At 68.6% G+C, this 18,878-nt stretch carries 20 protein-coding genes and 3 tRNA genes; 12 read left to right on the top strand and 11 right to left on the bottom strand.

The annotated features are described in order from the left end of the window. The first annotated feature begins 21 nt into the window (after positions 1-21). The 3 genes from OG774_RS23505 to OG774_RS23495 all read left to right on the top strand — a co-directional run bounded on the left by OG774_RS23505 (position 22) and on the right by OG774_RS23495 (position 6,166). Complete coding sequence (locus tag OG774_RS23505; protein ID WP_328304796.1) at positions 22-2,271, top strand: Lsr2 family DNA-binding protein; 2,250 nt, start codon at positions 22-24, stop codon at positions 2,269-2,271. Between the two features lie 257 nt (positions 2,272-2,528). Continuing rightward, positions 2,529-2,942, top strand: a complete 414-nt coding sequence (locus OG774_RS23500) for a hypothetical protein (protein WP_328304795.1) — start codon at positions 2,529-2,531, stop codon at positions 2,940-2,942. Positions 2,943-3,076: 134 nt separating this feature from the next. Continuing rightward, on the top strand, positions 3,077-6,166 hold the full coding sequence (locus OG774_RS23495) for a hypothetical protein (RefSeq protein WP_328304794.1): 3,090 nt from the start codon (positions 3,077-3,079) through the stop codon (positions 6,164-6,166). Here the strand turns inward: OG774_RS23495 and OG774_RS23490 are convergent. Next, positions 6,115-6,573 (bottom strand): NUDIX hydrolase, encoded by a 459-nt coding sequence (locus OG774_RS23490; RefSeq protein WP_328304793.1) that lies wholly within the window; start codon positions 6,571-6,573, stop codon positions 6,115-6,117. The genes OG774_RS23495 and OG774_RS23490 overlap by 52 nt on opposite strands. Positions 6,574-6,648: 75 nt before the next feature. Between OG774_RS23490 and OG774_RS23485 the strand changes: the two genes are divergently transcribed. The 8 genes from OG774_RS23485 to OG774_RS23450 all read left to right on the top strand — a co-directional run bounded on the left by OG774_RS23485 (position 6,649) and on the right by OG774_RS23450 (position 11,552). After that, positions 6,649-7,425: a GntR family transcriptional regulator gene (locus tag OG774_RS23485; protein WP_328304792.1), complete on the top strand. Its 777-nt coding sequence runs from the start codon at positions 6,649-6,651 to the stop codon at positions 7,423-7,425. 106 nt (positions 7,426-7,531) lie between these two features. After that, positions 7,532-7,948 (top strand): hypothetical protein, encoded by a 417-nt coding sequence (locus OG774_RS23480; protein ID WP_328304791.1) that lies wholly within the window; start codon positions 7,532-7,534, stop codon positions 7,946-7,948. After that, a complete protein-coding gene (locus OG774_RS23475; RefSeq protein ID WP_328304790.1) occupies positions 7,945-8,304 on the top strand; it encodes a WhiB family transcriptional regulator in 360 nt (119 codons plus the stop codon). Before OG774_RS23480 ends, OG774_RS23475 begins: the two co-directional genes overlap by 4 nt. Beyond that, complete coding sequence (locus OG774_RS23470; protein WP_328304789.1) at positions 8,301-9,566, top strand: hypothetical protein; 1,266 nt, start codon at positions 8,301-8,303, stop codon at positions 9,564-9,566. Before OG774_RS23475 ends, OG774_RS23470 begins: the two co-directional genes overlap by 4 nt. Next, a complete protein-coding gene (locus OG774_RS23465) occupies positions 9,563-9,793 on the top strand; it encodes a hypothetical protein (RefSeq protein ID WP_328304788.1) in 231 nt (76 codons plus the stop codon). The genes OG774_RS23470 and OG774_RS23465 overlap by 4 nt, the downstream gene beginning before the upstream one ends. Then, entirely contained in the window at positions 9,790-10,134 is a 345-nt protein-coding gene (locus OG774_RS23460; protein ID WP_328304786.1) for a hypothetical protein, read from the top strand. The genes OG774_RS23465 and OG774_RS23460 overlap by 4 nt, the downstream gene beginning before the upstream one ends. Before the next feature lie 3 nt (positions 10,135-10,137). Continuing rightward, positions 10,138-10,323 carry a helix-turn-helix domain-containing protein gene (locus tag OG774_RS23455; protein WP_116708278.1) on the top strand — a complete coding sequence of 62 codons (186 nt, stop codon included), beginning with the start codon at positions 10,138-10,140 and terminating at the stop codon, positions 10,321-10,323. Beyond that, positions 10,323-11,552: a tyrosine-type recombinase/integrase gene (locus OG774_RS23450; protein ID WP_328304785.1), complete on the top strand. Its 1,230-nt coding sequence runs from the start codon at positions 10,323-10,325 to the stop codon at positions 11,550-11,552. The genes OG774_RS23455 and OG774_RS23450 overlap by 1 nt, the downstream gene beginning before the upstream one ends. Positions 11,553-11,631: 79 nt before the next feature. Here the strand turns inward: OG774_RS23450 and OG774_RS23445 are convergent. The 9 genes from OG774_RS23445 to OG774_RS23405 all read right to left on the bottom strand — a co-directional run bounded on the left by OG774_RS23445 (position 11,632) and on the right by OG774_RS23405 (position 17,674). Further along, positions 11,632-11,705: transfer RNA gene (locus tag OG774_RS23445), tRNA-Phe, on the bottom strand. 31 nt (positions 11,706-11,736) lie between these two features. Next, positions 11,737-11,810 (bottom strand) — tRNA-Asp (locus tag OG774_RS23440). A 20-nt stretch (positions 11,811-11,830) separates the two neighbouring features. Then, positions 11,831-11,903 (bottom strand) — tRNA-Glu (locus OG774_RS23435). Positions 11,904-11,977: 74 nt separating this feature from the next. Next, positions 11,978-12,718, bottom strand: a complete 741-nt coding sequence (locus OG774_RS23430) for a TetR/AcrR family transcriptional regulator (RefSeq protein ID WP_328304784.1) — start codon at positions 12,716-12,718, stop codon at positions 11,978-11,980. A gap of 79 nt (positions 12,719-12,797) precedes the next feature. Then, on the bottom strand, positions 12,798-12,968 hold the full coding sequence (locus tag OG774_RS23425) for a hypothetical protein (RefSeq protein ID WP_274190983.1): 171 nt from the start codon (positions 12,966-12,968) through the stop codon (positions 12,798-12,800). Between the two features lie 355 nt (positions 12,969-13,323). Continuing rightward, on the bottom strand, positions 13,324-14,568 hold the full coding sequence (locus tag OG774_RS23420) for a serine hydrolase domain-containing protein (RefSeq protein ID WP_328304783.1): 1,245 nt from the start codon (positions 14,566-14,568) through the stop codon (positions 13,324-13,326). 4 nt (positions 14,569-14,572) lie between these two features. Then, positions 14,573-15,463, bottom strand: coding sequence for an alpha/beta fold hydrolase (locus tag OG774_RS23415; RefSeq protein ID WP_328304782.1), 891 nt, complete (start codon positions 15,461-15,463; stop codon positions 14,573-14,575). Between the two features lie 26 nt (positions 15,464-15,489). Next, entirely contained in the window at positions 15,490-16,755 is a 1,266-nt protein-coding gene (locus OG774_RS23410; RefSeq protein ID WP_328304781.1) for an FAD-dependent monooxygenase, read from the bottom strand. A 112-nt stretch (positions 16,756-16,867) separates the two neighbouring features. Beyond that, entirely contained in the window at positions 16,868-17,674 is an 807-nt protein-coding gene (locus tag OG774_RS23405; protein ID WP_328304780.1) for a phosphatase PAP2 family protein, read from the bottom strand. 102 nt (positions 17,675-17,776) lie between these two features. On the opposite strand from OG774_RS23405, the gene OG774_RS23400 reads away from it, so the two are divergent. Beyond that, positions 17,777-18,637, top strand: a complete 861-nt coding sequence (locus tag OG774_RS23400) for a hypothetical protein (RefSeq protein ID WP_328304779.1) — start codon at positions 17,777-17,779, stop codon at positions 18,635-18,637. Between the two features lie 54 nt (positions 18,638-18,691). Here the strand turns inward: OG774_RS23400 and OG774_RS23395 are convergent, their stop codons facing one another. After that, positions 18,692-18,865: a CsbD family protein gene (locus OG774_RS23395; protein ID WP_328304778.1), complete on the bottom strand. Its 174-nt coding sequence runs from the start codon at positions 18,863-18,865 to the stop codon at positions 18,692-18,694. Positions 18,866-18,878 lie beyond the last annotated feature (13 nt).

The following is an 18,878-nucleotide window of genomic DNA, read 5'->3' as shown; positions in this document are numbered from 1 at the left end:
CCCACATGCTGGGCTAGGAAGGTGGTCAAGGTGGATGCGGGCGCAGACGCTCACAAGCCGTTGCCGTGGCGTCTCCGTGCCGGAGCCATGCCTTGGCTGCCCGGGTCAGCCGAGGAATGCCTGCCGCGGCTAAGGCAGGTCATAGATCTTGTAGATGCCCAGCATGACCTCGATGAGGCCTTCACTTGGGCCGTAGGCCTTGGCCAGACGACACTCCGTGCAGCGCTGCGCGGCCTTGGCAGGTCCGGACTCTTTACGCGCTCGTCGCAGTCAGGCCCACTCGAGCTCACCTCCGTAGCGCGCGCCTGGCGCGAAGGAGATGACGACACGCTTCTTATCCGCATCTTCCATGCGAACGTGAAGTTCGTTGGCGAGCTCCTCGCTTGCTTTTCAGAGCGAATGACTCACGACGACATCCGTCAGGCAGCCAAGAAACAATACGGGATCGACTGGAAGACTCTAGACCAAGTACGGCGTCGAACAAATTGGTTCCGGGCTGTTGGTGCAATGGAACTGTGGTCCAGTAATGAGCTTGTACTTCTTGAGCCCTCTGACAGTTTACTGTCTATCCTTGAGATCGAACCGCCTCTCGACTTGGCGTCGAATAACGATTCCGGCGCCGTGACCCTTGGGCCCTCCGCTGGCCCGCATATCCGCCAGCTCCTAGAGGAGCTGGACGAATCTGCGCTCACGGCTCGTAGCAGAGCCGTGAGTTACATACCCGGAGGGGACACTGTAAGTGTTCTGCACCAGCTAGTCTCGACCATGGAGACGAAGGTCTCGCGCGAAGCGTTCGAGGAGATTTGCAGCCGGGAGTTCTCGATCGCTGAATCTTCTGCGCGGACGGCGCTGAGCACGCTGCGGGCAGCCGGACTCGTTGAGCAAGTGGGTCCGAACCATTTCTGTGCCACGGATATCGCCCAGGAGTGGTTAGAAACCGAAGACCCGATCGACCTCGTCCGCATCTTCCACGCAAACTTTGTCTTCGTCGGGGAGATTCTGGAGGTACTAGAGACCACCTCGCGAAACTCGGGGGAAATTAGACGGCACATCGCTCAAAGCTACGATCTTCCGATGATCTCCCAAGAGGAAGTCGCTCGACGGCTTCGTTTGCTCAAGTCAGCTGGGCTCGTGGAAGAGTTGTCGAATCAAGTTCGGCTGACGCCTGCGGGCCGCGCATTGGGTGACAGCCTGCCGATGCTGAAGCCATCGAGTGCAGGATCAGAACCAGGTGTCCAGGCTCGTATCGACCAGGATCAAGACGAGCCCAAGAGCGGGACCTCGGCGCGGTCCACTGAGGCTCGAGCGCTGTCGCGCGAACTACAAGAAGCATCTCTTGATTCGGCCAACTACGTCAGGTTTGAGAAAGCAGTCGAGCGAGCGATGCAGTTTCTCGGGTTCACCGCCAGACATATCGGTGGTCCGAGCAATACTGACGTCCTCGTCGATTGCTGGCTCGCGCCGGGCACCACTCGTCGAGTAGCCATCGACGCAAAATCGACCTCGTCGGGGGTGCTCGACGACCTCAAGTTCCCCGCCCTCGAGGAACATCGAAAGCGGCACGGAGCAGATCAGACTGCCGTAATAGCGTCCTCCTTCGACGCGAGACTAGCGGGCTGGGCCGACGATCAGAATGTACTGTTCATCGAGGTCGCGACGCTAGCAAGGTGGGTGATGCGGCACAGCGTAGTAGCGTTCAAGCCTGCTGATGCCGCTCGGCTTCTACAGCGTGACGGTGAAGACGAACTCGAGGCCGCCTGGACAACAGTTGCACATCAATATGACGTCTTGCGCGAGGTAGCGCATCTCCTCTGGAGCTCCGCGAACAACAGCGGACACGTGGCCAAGAGCGGCGGGAGCTTTACACCCCGCGAAGTATGGCTTCTGATGATGAGTACCAGGCCGGAGGTGGAGGAAGCGGAGATCACCGAAGCGCTCCATCTTCTGGCATCGCCACTAATCGGCGCCGTTTCCAAGAAGGGCAACGGGAGCTTCTCCGCGGCGAGATCGCCCGACAATGTCTCGGCGAGACTTGCGTTCGCTGCTGCGGCCGTGCTTAGCGAGACAGCGACTACGATAGACGAGCCGGCTGCTCCCCCCAGCTCTCGGTCAATACGACACGACCGGAAGTCGAGCAGCCCTCGTATCCAGGAGCGGGCAGTTGATCCTCGCGACGTTCGCGCTTGGGCGAAAAGCCAGGGACTCGGTGCTAGCGAACGGGGGCGCCTGCCTAAGGGACTTGTCGAGCGCTACCTAGAATCTCAACGATGAAGGCGAGCGTCGAGTGGACGTACTTAGGAGCGCGAATCGCTTGCGATGACTGAGCGCGGCGTAACGGTACCAAAAAGCGGCGGCCCGACGGAGGCTTTAAGAGAGGTCGACGCCGCGGCATCCGCGCAGATCGCCACCAGCGAGCGGCTGAGCCACCTACGCCGCGGAGGGCGATCACGTCGTAGTCGCTGAAGAGCCGCGCGAATATTTGCGCCGCGGTTCTGCAAGCTGGACTTACACCCAGGCTCTCAAGAGCGTTGCAGTACCGGGCGTCTTCGCCGGTGGCCTGCCGGGACTGGGCGCGTCGGGAGCGCATCGAGGAGCGGGCGCGCGTCGCGCATGTGAAGGACGTCGACGCCGCGGTGGCCGCCCACATCGCCACCGGCGAGTGGCCCGAGCCCCCGACGCCCCGGACGGCGATCACGTCCTGGTCGCGCAAGAGCAGGGCGAGCATGGTGCGCCGGCTCAACGAGCTGGACTACACCGCGCTCTACGCCTCGGGCCGGCTGCCGACGATGGTCACCCTGACCTACCCCAGCGACTGGCTCACCGTCGTCCCCACCGGCTCGATGCTCAAGCGGGACGCACCCACCAGACCTGGAAACCCCGCGTCAGCCAGGCCACCGGCCGCGTGCACTACCGCCGTACCCGCTCCCGCGTCCGACCCATGACCAACGGCAACCGGGGCTGGGTCGCAACAAACCACGGTCCGTTCCTGGCAACAGACATCTCTCAGTGGATGCTCGACCTGAGGACAAAGCCGTCGTGATCCCAAGTTTCTGGGCCTTCCGCTAAGATCACGAAGGTGTCGAGCGACCAGAGTCATAGCTCGAAGGCGCGCGTGGCAGGGCTTTTGCGCTTCGGCCTCGCCGAGATGGCAGAGCGGAACGCCCATCACGAGTTCGAGCACTTGTGCCGTGAAGTGGCGGCCGCCCGCATTGCGAGCAACATCCTGCCAGCCACGGGTCCAGTCGCACGAGGCGGCGACCAGGGCCGTGACTTTGAGACGTTCGTATCATACTTGGCCTCCGAGCCGTTCCCCGTCAGCGCCTTTGCTGCGCGCGCTAGCGATGAGACCATCGTCTTCACATGCACGCTGCAAGAAAGCGACTTACCCGGGAAAATCATTCGCGACCTTAGAAAGATCGCAGAACAAGGGTCGCCGGTCGACCGCGTATATTCATTTTTCGCTCAACCCATGGCTGTTTCGCAGCGGCACGCGGTCGCCAAGCGAGCAATGACGGAGATCGGCCTCCAACTGGAGATTGTAGATCAGCACGCGCTTGCAGACTTCTTAAGCGATAGCGACCTTGTGTGGGTAGTCGGCGAGTACCTGCATCTTCCGGTAGACATTGGGGAGCTCGTAACGAAGCCCCCCGAGGACGAACGACCCGCTTGGTACGTGGAGAAGCGGGACGAGTGGCGACAGCGCTACCGGGATGGCAACGAGGCTGCCACGATTGCCGAGCTTCTTGACATTCGAGCGGGTCTAGATTTCGCTCTCTTCAATGATAAGGGTCGAGAAGACATCGACGCGTGGGCTCAGATGTTGGCCCCGCTGAAGAGCAGCCCGAACGCTCGGACTCGCCAGCTCGCCCTCTACTCGACTGCAGTCTCGCGCTACCGTGGAGCGAGCGCAGCAGATGGCGACAGCGCCACTCGAGAATTCTTCGCAAGGCTTCGAGACCTCAATGACCCGGCCATTATGGACGAAGCAAGCACGCTCCTCTCTTACTTGGCGCCAGCTAACGGTCTCGGGTTGAGCGTAATACCACTAGAAGAGCAGACCGCGTGGCGGGACCAGCTACTTGACCATCTAGAGACGCTGATCACCCAAAGCCCCGGGCCGAATGTAAGAGCTTCGTTGATAGCTTGTGCCGCAGAACTCTGTGTGAAACCCGACATTTCTGTGTTGCAACCTGAGACGGAGACGGAGTCTCCCGCCGAAGAAATTGTTGCGCCCCCTGCTCGCTTGTTGCGCGACGACGATGTCGATTCCGAAGCACTCGAAGGGTTGACACTATATCGTCCGGAGCGGGGGATGGCACTGTACGAGCAGCTCGTGCAGCTCCTGCCCGACGCACCCTTGTTCCCTGTAAGGAGCGCACTAGACCAATTTGATTTCATGTCGCCGCTACTAGTGCAGTTCGATTCGTTCGCGTCGATCCGAGATGGGCTAGATGACGCGTTCGCGGCTCAGGCAGGAGAGCAAGCCATTGCCGCCCGGGCCCGAGATCGCGGCATGCGGCTGCTCCAGGCAGACCGCAACCTCGAGGCGCTAAGGGAGATGCATACGGCTAAGCGCAAGTGGTGGAGTGGGGACACGAAAGAAGGTACGCTACTGGCCTGCTTAGTGATCTCACGAATCTATTATCGACTGCGTCTTGCCTGGGCCTCCAAGATGTATGCACTAGCCGCGGGCCTGATGGCTGTGAACTCGACCGACGGCCGGCTGTCGTATCTGTTCCCGCGCGGCCTTTTCCTGGCAAGCATTGCCGATGGCGTCGGCGGTCATTGGTATTCGATGCTTGACACGCTAGAAGACGCCTTACACGCTCACGCAGAATACTCGAGCGATCCGTGGAACGCCGCCCTTCACGAAGAGATGGCGGACGCCTGCAGTTTGTGTGCCACGGCCTATAGATTCTCCAACTCCACTGAGCTGCAACCGCTTCGCCAGTACATCGAGAGCCTCGCTGCAGTTTCTGTGTTTGTTCGTGGTCTCGACGATGAGCGAGCTGTCGAGCATGAACGTGTCGAGTCGACTGCCGAGCAGTTCGTTGTGGACACAGTCAACGAATTTTCCTCAGCAATAGTCTCCGATGCAGGCGCGACATGCACGGCCTACTGGTCGGCCCTTGGCTTTGCGTGGCAGGTAAGCTGGAGTAACGATCAAGAGAGCAGTTGCCTCGGCGAGCGATTTGTCGTTATCGCACAGATCGTACAAGCCGAGATGGCGCACTTCGACTTTCTTCCACTTCTCACAAGCATTCGCATATCTGTTGGCCACACGGATGGTGGCGAATCAACGTGCGAACTTGAAGACACGTCGGGCCACGCCACTGGCGACTGGAAGATCACACTGTCCAAGTATGTTCCGAGCGATAACGCTATCAGGACCGGAAACTCCGAAGAGTTGACTGCGGAGATAATTGCCTGTCTTTTCACGATCTTGATCAGATCATCCGCGCGCAAGTACTCCGACGTGGAGGCCGCGCTGAGAGTGTCATTGATGGAGACTGACCTCATCACGAAGACCATCGCCGGTCGCCCTATCGACGAGCTGATAGAGAAGCCACAGGAGTTCTTTGAGGCCCGGTCGTCTATGCCGGAGATGTTGGTAGTTGGACCCGGAACGCGAGGGAATTCTCAGCTAGCTGGCTTCTCCGGCGCTGGCCCAGGCTACGACAAGGCCCGCTCCATGGAGGCTATCGCTCAACGGTACTCCAACGTTCGACGAAACTTGCCAACCACGCTCGCGAGAGTTCTAGCGGATCGAGAAGTGAAGGCGGACTTTCGAAGACTTCGGGACGAAGGATGGCTTGACTGGCAGCTTCTGAGTGTCGTCTCCAACGTCGTCTTGAACTACCGTTCTCGTGCAGACGTACACCGTCCGGAGATGCGAGAGGAGATTGAGCGACGTTCTCGCCGGCCAGAGTCACCCGACGACGAGGAAGTACCGCTTGAGCGGTTCTCATACGAACAGATGAAAATGCACGCAGAGGTGATGTCGGTCGTCATCTTCCGAGGTTGGGGTCTCGAAGTTAAACTCAGCCACCCTCCGAAGGGCGCCGTCACACGGGTACTAGAAGAGCGCTATCGGTATCTCGACGACGATGTGGATCACGAGGAGATCGATCTGTCGGATCCTGATTCGAGCGACAAGAGCGAGTAGCCGTCGTGCGCACGGACCGCTACATTCAACTCGAAGGCGTCAGCAACGCGGACGAAGTACGCCTCCGCCATTCGGACTCTGAGCTCATCCAGGCAAAGCCATTGCACCGTCGCGCTCTCATCAGTGGGCCGAGCATGTCCAGACTGATATCGGCATCGGAAGACGAGCGAGATTATTCCACGGGCCATATTCTTATAGACGCCCGATAGCGAAAGAGCTCGAACAACAACACCGGTTTCCTCGAAAACCTCGCGCTGGACTCCCTCTTCAGGCGTCTCGTCGAGTTCAAGCACGCCCCCCGGCGGTTCCCAATGCCCGTTGTCGCGGCGCTGAACGACAAGGACGCGGTCTTGGTCGTCGACGACGATGCCGGCGACGCTGACCGAGTGCTTGGGCGTGTCCGCCACTGTCGCCTCCTGACGTTCGTCACCGTTCGGTAGCGTTTGGCACCGATCGTAGAGGTCCAGTCGTCTGGAGGAGTCGTGCAGCTCGGTGTCATCGACCGTGCGGACGACCGGCCGCCTTACCGGCAGATCGCCGACCACCTCCGTGCCGCGATCGACCGCGGCGACCTCGTGGCCGGCGACAAGCTGCCCAGCGAGGCGGTACTCATCGAGCACTACGGCGTGGCCCGTATGACGGTGCGCCAGGCCGTTCAGGAGCTGCGCAACGAAGGGCGCGTGGTCGCGGAGCACGGGCGCGGCACCTTCGTCCGCCAGCCGGTCCAGGTGCGCCGGCTCGCCTCCGAGCGCTTCGCGCGACGCCACCGGGAAGCCGGGCTCGCAGCCTTCAGCGTCGAGGCCCAGAAGACCGGCTTCACGCCGAACGTCGACCAGCTGGAAATCGCGACAGGGCCGGCCACGCCCGAGATTCGTGATCGGCTGCGCCTAGCTGACGGCGAGGAGGTTGTGAGCCGGTCCCGGCGTTACCTCGCCGACGAGCAGCCGGTCGAGACCGCTGTCTCCTACCTGCCCGCATCGGTCGCCGTCGGCTCGCGCATCGTTGAGGCCGACACCGGCCCCGGCGGCATCTACGCGCGGCTAGAGGACATGGGCTTCGAGTTGGACCACTTCACCGAAGAGGTCTCCGCGCGCATGCCCAGCGCCGAGGAACGGCGCCGGCTCCAGCTCACCGTCGGCGTGCCCGTCGTCGTCCTCGTACGCACCGCCTACGACACGACTGGCCGGCCGCTGGAGGTCTGCGACACCCTCAAGGCCGCGCCGGCCTACGTGTTGGAGTACGAGGTCCCGGCGCGCTGACCTGCGCGGACAACAGCTCCGTAACGTCTCGCCCTACTCCTCTAGACGTCTATCTCTCTGCTGCTAGTGTCATCTCGTCTAGAGGAGTACGAGCGAGGAGGAGCACGTGATCCAGAACTTCGCCATCGACCAGGCCGCGACCTTCGAGTCGCTGCTGTTCCTGTCGTGCGAGCCCAAGATCGCGTTCGGGGACTCGTTCCGGCAGGAGACCACCAAGGACGGCCTGCCCAAGTGGGAGGCCCAGCTCGTCGCCCGCTTCCGCCAGTTTGGCCGGGCCACCAACGAGATCATCAAGGTCGGCCTGGTCGCCGAGCGCCCGCCCGCCGAGGACCTCGCGCCGGCCACTCCGGTGGAGCTCGTCGGCTTCGAGATCGGCGTCATGGACAAGAAGGACCGCAACGGCAACGTCACCGGCGCGCAGGTCTGGTATCGCTCCCAGGAGGTCCGGCCGATCGCCTCGACGGCCCCGCGTCCCCGGCGCGGTGAGACGGCGCCGGCGCAGTCCGAGGCGGCGGCGTCATGAGCTGGCAGACCGCCGCGGCGTGCCGCGACGCCGACCCGGAGCTGTTCTTCCCGCCGTCGGAGGACGACGCCAGCACGATCGTCGCTCGCCACCGGATCGCCGTCGCCCCGATCTGCGGGGCCTGTCCCGTCGCCACCGAGTGCCTGCGCTGGGCGCTCGACAGCGGTCAGGACCACGGCCTGTGGGCAGCGACCACGCCCACCGACCGGCGTGCCATCCGCCGCGCCCGGATGGCCGGCGTCCCCGACCCGGTCGCCGACGCCGAGCCCATGTGCTCGGGCTGCGCGCTGCTGTTCCCCGTGCCCGCCGTGGACGGCCAGCTCTGTGCCGCCTGTACCGAAAGGACCATCCGATGACCGCCCTCGAGCACACGCGCCGCCTCGAGCACCGCTCCGGGCGCACCCGCGGGCCCGGCGCCCACCGCCCTGGGCTGTTCGCCCGGCTCCGCGCCGAGCGCGCTCGCCGCGACTACGAAGCCTCCGTCCTGGTGTTCGCCGCCTCGCTCAAGTCGACGTTCCGCGAGGCCTGTACCGGCATCGCCCTGTGCCAGTACGTCCACGTTGCGGCCGGCGTCACCATCCGCACCCCACGGGTCGGGGAGGTCCGTCTCGGCCCGCCCACCTCGTTCACTTTCGAGCTGATGGCCGGCCAGGAGCCCGGCGACTTCACCAAGGGCGAGAACGGCGCCCGCCTCGCACACACCCTCGGCGCCCACGCGCTGCGGGTCGAACCGCTCGCCGGGCGCTGGGTACGGCTGCACCTGCTCGACGCCGACCCGCTGCGCGACGGCTTCGGCCTCCCGCCGGTCACCGTGGCGTCCGGCGCTGAGTCGGTGATCCTCGGGCGCACCGAGGACGCCACCACCCTCGGGCACGCCCTCACCGACCCTGCCCACCTCGCGGTGCAGGGCATGAACGGGTCCGGGAAGTCGGTGTTCACCTACGGGTTGCTCGCCCAGCTCGCCGCCGCTCCTGACGTCCTCGTCAGCGGCTCGGACATCACCGGACTGCTGCTCGGCCGTGCCTGGGACGACACCGCTCATCGTCCCCACCAGGTCATTGGCACCGGCGACATCGCCGCCCACGCCGTCCTCCTGGAGGACCTCGTCGCCGAGATGGACCGCCGGCTGGCCACCATCCCGCCGCGCCGCGACAAGATCGAGCCGACCTCGGCCACGCCGACGATCCTCGTCGTGCTGGAGGAGTTCCCCGGCCTCCTACGAGCCGCTGACGGGCTCCCGAAGCCCAAGCGCGGCGAGGGCATCCCGGTCGGCGACCGCATCCGTAGCGCCGTGCTGAGGCTGCTCTCTGAGGGCCGCAAGGCCACGTTCCGGGTGCTGATGCTGGCCCAGCGCTTCGAGGCCACCGCCGTCGGCGGCGGCTACGCCCGCGACCAGTTCGCCCTGCGGCTCAGCTTCAGGGTGCCGGCCGACTCGCTGGAGATGCTCCACGGCACCAACGCCCGCGCGCTCGGGCAGGCGCACGCCAACGCCGCGCCCGGCGTCGCGTACCTGTCAGGCCTTGGCAGGGACTGCGAGCGCATCCGCGTTCCGTACCTCGGCGACTACGGCGAGTACTGCGACCGCGTCGCCGCGCAAGGACGGCGGGCCCACCGATGAACCTCATCGCGATCGTCATCATCGCCGGCCTGGTGACGGCGCTCCTGGTCAAGAGCCGCAAGGCCGCGCCCGCGCTCGTCTCCGGGGTCGTGACCCTCGTGCTGCTCTTCGCCGCCTTCCCGACCCTCGGACCGGCCGTCTCGTCCTCTGCCGGCGAATTCGCCCACCAGCTCGGCGCCGCCACCGACCGCGCCGCCGACGTCTCGCCGGGGGAGGTGCAGCGATGACCAACCTCGTCGCCCGCAAGCTCGAGCGCGCCGCCGAGGCGGTCCGTAGCGCCAACCACGCGACCGTGCGCGGCGTGCTCGACGGTCCCGAGGCCTGCGCCGCCGTCGGCAACCTCGCCGAGCTCGTCCGCCGGCTCCCGCAGGTCCTCGACTTCCTCGCCCGGTCGCTGCGCCGCGCCGACCCCACCGAGCACCGCGACGACCGCGGCGCCGACCCCACCGGCGCCCTCTGCCACGCGCACGGCCACCTCAGCGACGCCCGCGCCCTGGTCGACGACCTCGCCCACCAGCTCGACCACGCCCACCTCGGCCACCTCGGCCGCCGGCTCCCGGAGGACTGACCCATGGACGCGCTGCTGTTCACGGCCGAGGAAGCGGCCGAGCTGCTCAAGATCAGCCGGTGCAAGGTCTACGACCTGCTCCGCAACCACGACCTCCGCTCGGTGAAGATCGGCGGCTCCCGCCGCATCCCCCGTGCATCGCTCGAGGAGTACGTCGCGCGGCTCGTCGACGCCCAGGCGGTCGTGTGATGGCCGGCGAGCGCAAGAAGGGCCGGAAGGTCAACGGCGAGGGCAGCATCTTCCAGCGCTCCAGCGATGGCCTGTGGGTCGCCTCGGCGTACGTCTACACCGCGTCGGGCCGCCTTGAGCGCAAGCGCAAGTACGCCCGCAGCTTCGACGACGCTCGCGCCGAGCTCGTCCGGCTGCAGTCGAACAACGATCAGGGCATCCCGATACCGGACAAGTCGATGTCGGTCGCCGAGTACCTGGAGCATTGGCTCGCGATCGTCAAGGTCGAGCGCCGGCTCACGACGTACCACGGGTACGAGTCGGTGGTCCGGCTGCACATCGTCCCGAGCCTCGGCACGAAGCGCCTCGACCGGCTCACCGGTGCCGATGTCCGCCACTTCATCAGCACGGTCCGCGCGAAGTGCTTGTGCTGCACCAACGGCCGTCACGCGAGACGGAAGCCGAAGCAGCCGGCGTGCTGCCGCCCCGGCCTGCGGTGCTGCGAGCGCCGGCCCACGGCCCGTCAAGTCCAGTACGTCCACGCCGTGCTCCGGAACGCGCTGAGCAACGCCGAGCGCGAGGAGCTGGTCATGCGCAACGTCGCCAAGCTCGTGAAGGTCTCGACACCGAAGTACAAGGTCGGCAAGGGGCTCACCGTGGCCCAGGCCAAGAGCCTGCTCGACGCGGCGAAGGGGACGCGCTGGTACGCGCTCTACGTCACCGCCGCCACGCTCGGGCTACGTCACGGCGAGCTGCTGGGCCTGCGCTGGCAGGACATCGACTTCGAGCGCGCCACGCTCACCGTCGCGCAGACGGTCGCGAGAGCGGCCGGTGAGCTCTACGTCGGGCCGGCCAAGTCGGACGCCTCGGAGGCGACGATCCCGCTGCCCAAGGTCACCCGCCGCGTCCTGGAGGAGCACCGTCGGCGTCAGGACAAGGACCGCGCCACGGCCGGCCGGTGGGAGGACCACGACCTCGTCTTTCCCTCGACGATCGGTAAGCCGCTGGAGCCGCGGAACCTCAACCGTCACTTCGACGGGCTGCGCGTCACCGCCGGGCTGCCCGACGTCCGGCTCCACGATCTGCGTCACACCGTGGTCAGCCTGTTGCTCGACCTCGGGACGCCGCCGCACGTGGTCCAGGCCATCGCCCGCCACGCGCACGTCGACATCACGATGGCGATCTACGCCCACACCAACCTCGACGCCATGCGTCAGGCGCTCGACGCCATCGAGTGGAAGGACCTGTGATGACCCGTTGGTGCAGGGATTGGTGCAGACGGCCCCGAAAGCACAACGCCCACCGAGCGTTTCCGCTGGTGGGCAGGGGTGGCCAGGGGCGGGGTCGAACCGCCGACCTATCGCTTTTCAGGCGATCGCTCGTACCGACTGAGCTACCTGGCCGAGAGGTCGAGGAAGAACCTCGACCGTGGAGCGACCCAGACGGGACTCGAACCCGCGACCTTCGCCGTGACAGGGCGACGCGCTAACCAACTGCGCCACTGGGCCTTGATCGTGCTGACCTACCGTACCCCCAACGGGATTCGAACCCGCGTTGCCGCCTTGAAAGGGCGGAGTCCTAGGCCGCTGAACGATGGGGGCGCGACCCTCTGGCTGAGGACCCTACCCGCCAACGGCGTACCCGTTGGGAGCGGACCAAGCATAGGTGACGGAGCTCAGGACTCCGGCACCCACCCCCTTCCGTCTCCCCGTCCGGCCAGGAGATGCGGACCGAGCACCGCCCCCATGCCGCCCTCGGCGCGCCAGCCCTCCAGCCAGCCGGGGTCGGCGGTGCAGCTCAGGAGCAGCTCCCAGTTCTCGCACACCCGCTGGGCGAGGTCGGCGAGCCGAGTGATGCCGAGGGAGACGACGAAGGCGCCCGCGGACACGTCGACCACCGTGCGCGCGAAGGAGGCGGGGTCGACCCCGGGCCGCAGGAGCCCCGCCTCGCCGGCACGGGCGAAGAGGTCGAGGAAGACCTCCTCCCAGAACCGGAAGGGCCATCCGGGGCGGTGGGGGCCGGCGAAGCCCTGGGAGCACAGCCGCTGCCCGGCGCGCAGCGTGGTGCCGGCGACGGCGTCCTGGACCTCGCGGGCCACCTGGGCCGCCGTCCGGAGCGGGTCGAGGCCGCGTGCCGCGGCGTGGTCGACGATCTCGCGGCACACCACCTCCATCTCGTCGACCACGGCGAGCGCGATGCTCTCCTTGGAGACGAAGTGGAAGTACAGGGCGCCCTTGGTGACCTTGCTGCGCTCGAGGATCCGCGAGAGCGACGCCTCGTGGTACGACGCGTCGGCGAACTCCTCGGCGGCCGCGGCGAGGATCGCGCTCCGCGTCGCCAGCGCCCGCGCCTGGCGCGGCACGACCCCGCGCGTCCCGGCGGGATCGCGCGATGCGGCCTCGGCATGGTCGGACATCGGCGGTCACGCTAGCGCGGGAGCGACCCGGGAAGGGGCCGCCCACGCGCAAATCCGTCCTGGCTCGGACGAATTGGCCTCAGCGACGGACCGGAGGCGGGTCGCCCCCCTCGCCGATGAGTCCGAGCATGTCGAGCAGTTCGCGGCAGTCCTCGGAGTCGAGGGAGTTGCGCGCCACGGCGATCCGGGCGCGGTGCACCTGGTCGTCGCTCACCCCGTAGACGTCGGCCGCCGTGCGCTGCGCCGGCACCGTGGGCTCGTCCGGCGCGGTGCGCTCGGGATGTGGTCCGTTCGGTCGTCGGCGAGGTCCTGATGTCGCATTCATGCTGGCTCCCGGTGGCCGCCTGGTCCCGACCCGCTGTCACAGCTCACGCGGCGGGATCACCCGTCACGACGACGGCACTGGTCACTGGCTGTGCCCGATGCCGTCCCTCGTCCGAGTCGCGACGACGCTACCCAGCCGCCCGCACGGACGCAGCCCCCTTCCCGAGTGACGATCGGAAAGATTTCCGTGCACCCGCTTCGTCCCGATCCGATCACGCAGCGCAACGATCGGGGCCGGCGCGGTGGCCGCGCACCCGGCCGTGCGCCTCGGGCGGACGCGCTCAGTCGATCAGCGCCTGGTAGACGAGCCCGCGCAGCTGCGTGCGGATGGGGTGCGCGCTCGAGGGCAGCAACTGGGTGAAGAACATCGCCGAGATGCGCTCGAGGGGATCGACCCAGAACGCGGTGCTCGCCGCCCCGCCCCACGCCATCTCGCCGGGGCTGGCGGGCGTGCGGTAGCGGACGGGGTCGGTCACCACCGAGAACCCGAGGCCGAACCCGACCCCGTCGAACGGCATCTCGGCGAACAGGGGCCGCCCGACCTGCTCGAGGTCGAGGCCGCCGGGCAGGTGGTTGCGGCCCATGTAGTCGACGGTGCGGCTGCCGAGCAGGCGGACGCCGTCGACCTCCCCGCGACCCAGCAGCATCCGCGTGAACCGGTGGTAGTCCCCGGCCGTCGAGACGAGCCCGCCCCCGCCGCCGAGCCACGTGGGCTCGAGGGCCTCGCGGGCCATCGCCCCCATCCCGGCCGTCTCGGCGAGCAGGGCACGGCCCGTCGACGGGTTCTGGAGGTACAGGGCGGCGAGACGGTCGGGGTCGTCGACGACGAAGCCGGTGGCGTCCATGCCCAGCGGCCCGAGGACGTTCTCCTGGAGGAACGTGTCGAGCGGCTGACCCGCCACGACCTCGATCAGCCGGCCGAGGACGTCGGTGGCGTGGCTGTAGTTCCACTCCGTGCCCGGCTGGAACACCAGCGGCAGCTTCGCCCACGCCTCGACGCAGCCGGCGAGGTCGAGGCCCGCGGGCGCGGACCACTCGAATCCGGCGGCGCGGTAGAGCTCGTCGACGGGGTGGGCGTGGTGGAAGCCGTAGGTCAGCCCGGCGGTGTGGGTCAGCAGGTGCCACACGCGGATGGGCTCGGTGGCCGCCTCGAGCAGCGGCTTGCCGGACGAGCCCTTGACGTACACCCGCGGCTCGGCGAACTCGGGCAGCCAGCGGCTGATCGGGTCGGTCAGCTCGAAGAGCCCGCGCTCCCAGAGCATCATCGCCGCCACCGAGGTGATCGGCTTCGTCATCGAGTAGAGGCGCCAGCGGGTGTCGTCGGTGACCGGCAGCCCGGCCTCCGCGTCGCGGTGGCCGGCGCTCGACGAGTGCACGACCTTCCCGTCGCGGGCCACCACCGCGTGCCAGCCCGCGAGACGTCCGTCGTCGACGTAGCGGGTGAAGTGCTCCTCGATGCGGTTCAGGCGTGCCGGGTCGAAGCCCAGCTCCTCGGGATCGGCCTCGATCTTCAGGGGGCTGCTCACGTCCTCATCCTGCCTGCGCGAGGAAGCCCCGCAACTCCTCGAGGACCTCCGCGGGCCGCTCCTCGGGCACGAAGTGCCCGCAGCGCTCGATCGCCCGCCCGCGCACGTCGTCGGCGTACTCGCGCCACATGTCGAGCAGCGGCAGCGTCGTGCCCATGACCCCGTCGGCGCCCCACAGCGCGAGCAGCGGCTGGGTGACGCGCCGGCCCGCGGCGTGGTCCTCCTCGTCGTGCGCGGCGTCGACGGGGTGGGCGCGGTAGTCGTCGAAGCCGCAGCGCAGCGCCCCGGGCTGCGAGAACGCGCGGACGTACTCCGCGATCGCCGACGGCTCGAGGCCCTCGCGCGCATAGGTCCACTTCTCGAGGAAGTAGCGCAGATAGCCCTCGACGTCGGCGCCGGCCAACCGCTCGGGCAGGTCGGGCTGCAGGTGGAAGAGCCAGTGCCAGTACTTCGCGCCCAGGTCGCCGTCCATGCGCTGCCACGTGGCGCGGCTCGGGGCGATGTCGAGGACGGCGAGGCGCGTGACCTGCTCGGGCCGGTCGAGCGCCCAGCGGTGTGCGATCCGCCCGCCGCGGTCGTGCCCGACGACGGCGACCCGCTCGTGGCCGAGGTGCTCGACGAGCGAGGAGATGTCGCGCGCCATCGTGCGCTTGTCGAAGCCGCCCGTGGGCTTGTCGCTGGCCCCGTAGCCGCGCAGGTCGGGGACGATCACGGTGTGGTCGGCGGCCAGCGGACCGGCGACGTGGCGCCAGCAGTGGCCGGTCTGCGGCCAGCCGTGCAGCAGCACGACGGGCGGGCCGCTGCCCCCGACGCGGTGGTGCAGGCGCACCCCGTCGAGGGCGACGGTGTCGGCGGTGAGGACGTCGTCGGTGGAGCTCTCGGTGGGGGTGCTCACGCCGCCGCATCCTCCCGTGCCGGGCGTCACCCGGCCATGGGACCGGCGGGGCCGGGGGAATCCCGGGGCGGCCCCGCCACGCCGGGACGCTCCGGGCCCGCCCAGCGGCCGTCGGCCGGCCCCGGGCGACCGGCAGGCCCGCCCGTGACCGGACCCCACGCGCCGGCGTCGACGACGGCCGCCGTGGCGTCGATGGCGTCGCTGCGCCAGAGCCGGTCGCGCATGCGGCGCACCAGGCCCTCGGCGTGGCAGAGGGCGGCGAAGTCGTGCGCCCGGACGGCCGTGGCCGCGCGCGGGTCCGCCCGCACGTGGGCGTACTCGTCGAGGGCCGGCACGATCCGCCCGTCCGCGTGGTCGAAGGCGCGCCCGAGCGCCGCCGCGTCGAGGAGATCGACCGCGACGGCCTGCGCCGTGTGCGGCAGCATCGGCTGGGCCGCGGCGCCGACGACGGTCATCCGGTGGCGCGCGTCCCGCTGCAGCGGCACGTGGTGGCGCAGCACGCGTGGCGGGCGGGTCCCGACGGCCTCGCCTGCCGCCGCGCGGACGTCCGGCGCCGTGGCCGCCATGAGCCGACCGACGACGGCGGCGACGCCGTCGCGGTGCATCTCGTCGAGGGCGTCGACGCGCACCGTCACCGACACCGTTCCCCCGCCGCCCGGGACCTCGGCGTGCGTGACGTGCAGCGACGGGGAGGACCACAGCCGCAGGACGCCGTCGGGCGGCGCCGGCGCGGGCGCGCGGTGCAGCAGGTAGGGCGCGGAGACGGCGTGACCGCCGCCCAGGTGCCCCCGCAGCCGGCTGCCGGGGCCGTCGGCGCCCACCACGGCCTCGGCGCGGTAGGTCCCGCCGGTGTCGTCGGTGACGAGCGCGGCGTCGCCGAGGTCCTCCACCGCGGCCACGGCGCGGCCGTACTCGACGGTGACCATCTCGTCGGCTGCGCAGGCCGCGACGAGCAGGGCGCGGAGCACGGCGTGCGGGACGAGGACGTAGGGGCGGCCGAACCGCGTGCGGACGGCGCCACCGAGATCGACGACACGCAGCAGCGCGCCGGTCCCGGCGTCGGCGTGCGTGAGCCGGACCGGCTCCCAGGCCCGGGCGCAGACGGCGTCGGCGAGGCCGAGGACGGCCAGCTCCCGCAGCGCGTGCGGGGGCAGGACGGCGACGTCCTGGTCGCCGTCCTGGGGCGGGTCGCGCTCGAGGACGTGCACGGGGAAGCCCTGGTGGGCGAGGAAGAGCGCCGTGACGAGGCCGGAGACGCGTGCGCCCAGCACGAGCAGCGGTACGGCAACCACAGCTCACCTCGTTCACCCGAGCGGACGAGACAAGCGTAGGCAGAGCATCTCGGACGGAGCAATCGGGCGCCGGTTGGTGATCAGTGGGGCCGATCGGCACCCCGTCCGGGGGTCAATCCTTCGGGGAATCCGTCACGGGGTCGCGGAGCCACGGGTCCGGGGCCGGGCTGTCGCCCAGGCGGTCCCGGGCGTCGAGCACGCGGGCCAGGGTCACGCAGGTCGTGGCCAGCGCCGCCCCGAGGAGCCAGCCGGCGGTCACGTCGGTGGTCCAGTGGACGCCGAGGTAGACGCGGCTGGCGCCGACCAGCAGCGCGCCGAGGACCGCGAGCTCGACCGCCACCGTGCGCACGAGGGCGGCGTGCCGCGTCCCGACGGTCAGGGCGATCACCGCGGCCGCCGTGAGCCCCAGCCCGAGGGCGCTCATCAGGGCGTGACCCGACGGCAGGGACGCCGTCGTCTCCGGGGCGAGGCGCAGGAACTCGGGCGGACGCGGACGCTCGACCGCGAGCTTGACCAGCCGGATCGTCACGGATCCCGCGACGACGCCCAGCACCCAGATCAGCGCCGTGCGCCGGTGACCGCGCCCGAAGAGCACCACGGCCGAGAGGACGGCGAGCCCGCCGGTGCCGACGGTGCCGCCGACCAGCGAGACGCCCTCGGCGGCGGCGGTCAGCCCGGTGGTGCGGTTCTCGACGACCCAGCCCAGCACCGGCGAGTCCGCCGCGGCCAGGGCCTCGTCGGTGGCGACCAGGGCGAACGGGACACCCGCGAGGGCGACCAGGACACCGACGATCGCGGTGTCCCGCACCGCGCCGGGGACGGCGGCCAGGGCCCCGCCCGCGAGGCGGTCCGCGAGCGCCGCCAGCACGATGAGCAGTCCGAGGACCACCAGCGACACGGCGGTGGCGTCGAGAGCCACGGATGCTCCTCCTCCAGGTCGGGCACCGATCCGGTCGACGAACGAGCGGACGCGCCGGTCCGGCGCCGGTATGGGGCGATCATCCCAAGGCAGACTGGGTGTGTGCTCCTCCTGGGCCTGCTCTTCGCGCTCGCCTCGGCAGGAGCCAACGCGGGTGCGGCGCTGCTGGAGGCGAGCGCCACCCGTCGGGCGACCCGGGCCGCGACGGTGGTGCTGCACCCGATGTACCTCGGCGGGCTCGCCCTCGACATCGGCGGTTGGGTGCTCACGGTGCTCGCCCTGCGCTACATGCCGATCGTCGCCGTGCAGGCGATCGTCGCCGGTCAGGTCGGCATCACGGTGATCGCGTCGCACTGGGTGTTCGACACCCCGCTGCGGCGCCTCGACCTCGCGGCGGCGGGGGCGAACGTCCTCGGCCTCGCGCTGCTGGTGGCCAGCGCGAGCGTCGACGACGAGCGCGTCCGGCCCACGACGGCCGGGATCGTCGCGCTCGTGATCGTCTTCCTGGTCCTGCTGGGGGTGTCGGTACCGATCGCCATCCGCAGCCGCCGCGCGATGCTCGTGTCGTTCCTCGCCGGGCTCGCGTTCGGTGGGACCGCCGTGGCGGTCCGGATGATCGACCTCGACGGGTCCCTCGGCGAGATGGCCCGCCAGGCGGTGGCCGACCCGGTGATCTGGACCCTGCTCGGCTTCGCGCTCTTGGGGCTCGCGCTCTACACGGTGGCCCTGGGTCGGGGGTCGGTCGGCCCGGTGGTGGCGGTGCTCGCGGTGACCGAGACGCTGGCGCCGGGCCTGCTCGGCCTCGTGGCGCTGGGGGATTCCGTGCGGCCGGGCTGGACGCCGGCCTTCGTGCTGGGACTGGTGCTCGCGCTCGGTGGAGTCGTGGTGCTGGCGCGCTCGCCGGCGCAGGCGTCCCTGTCGGGCGACGACGGCGCTGCGCCGCCGCCCCTCAAGCGCCTGTGAGGAACCGTCGGCGGGGCGGCCCGGTGCGGGCCGCCCCGCCGACGGTGTTCGGCGTCAGTCGCGGAAGGCGTCCTTGACCTTCTCGCCCGCGTTCTTGAGGCTGCCGGCGGTCTGGTCCTTCTTGCCCTCGGCCTCGAGGCGCTCGTTGCCGACCGCCTTGCCGAGACCCTCCTTGACCTTGCCCTTGAGTTCCTGGGCCTTGTTGTCGACCTTGTCTTCCTGCGCCATGAGAGCCTCCTCA

The sequence above is a fragment of the Actinomycetospora sp. NBC_00405 genome (assembly GCF_036044095.1).
In the GTDB taxonomy this organism is placed as follows: Bacteria; Actinomycetota; Actinomycetes; order Mycobacteriales; family Pseudonocardiaceae; genus Actinomycetospora; species Actinomycetospora callitridis.
This window is presented reverse-complemented; position numbering and strand designations above follow the sequence as displayed.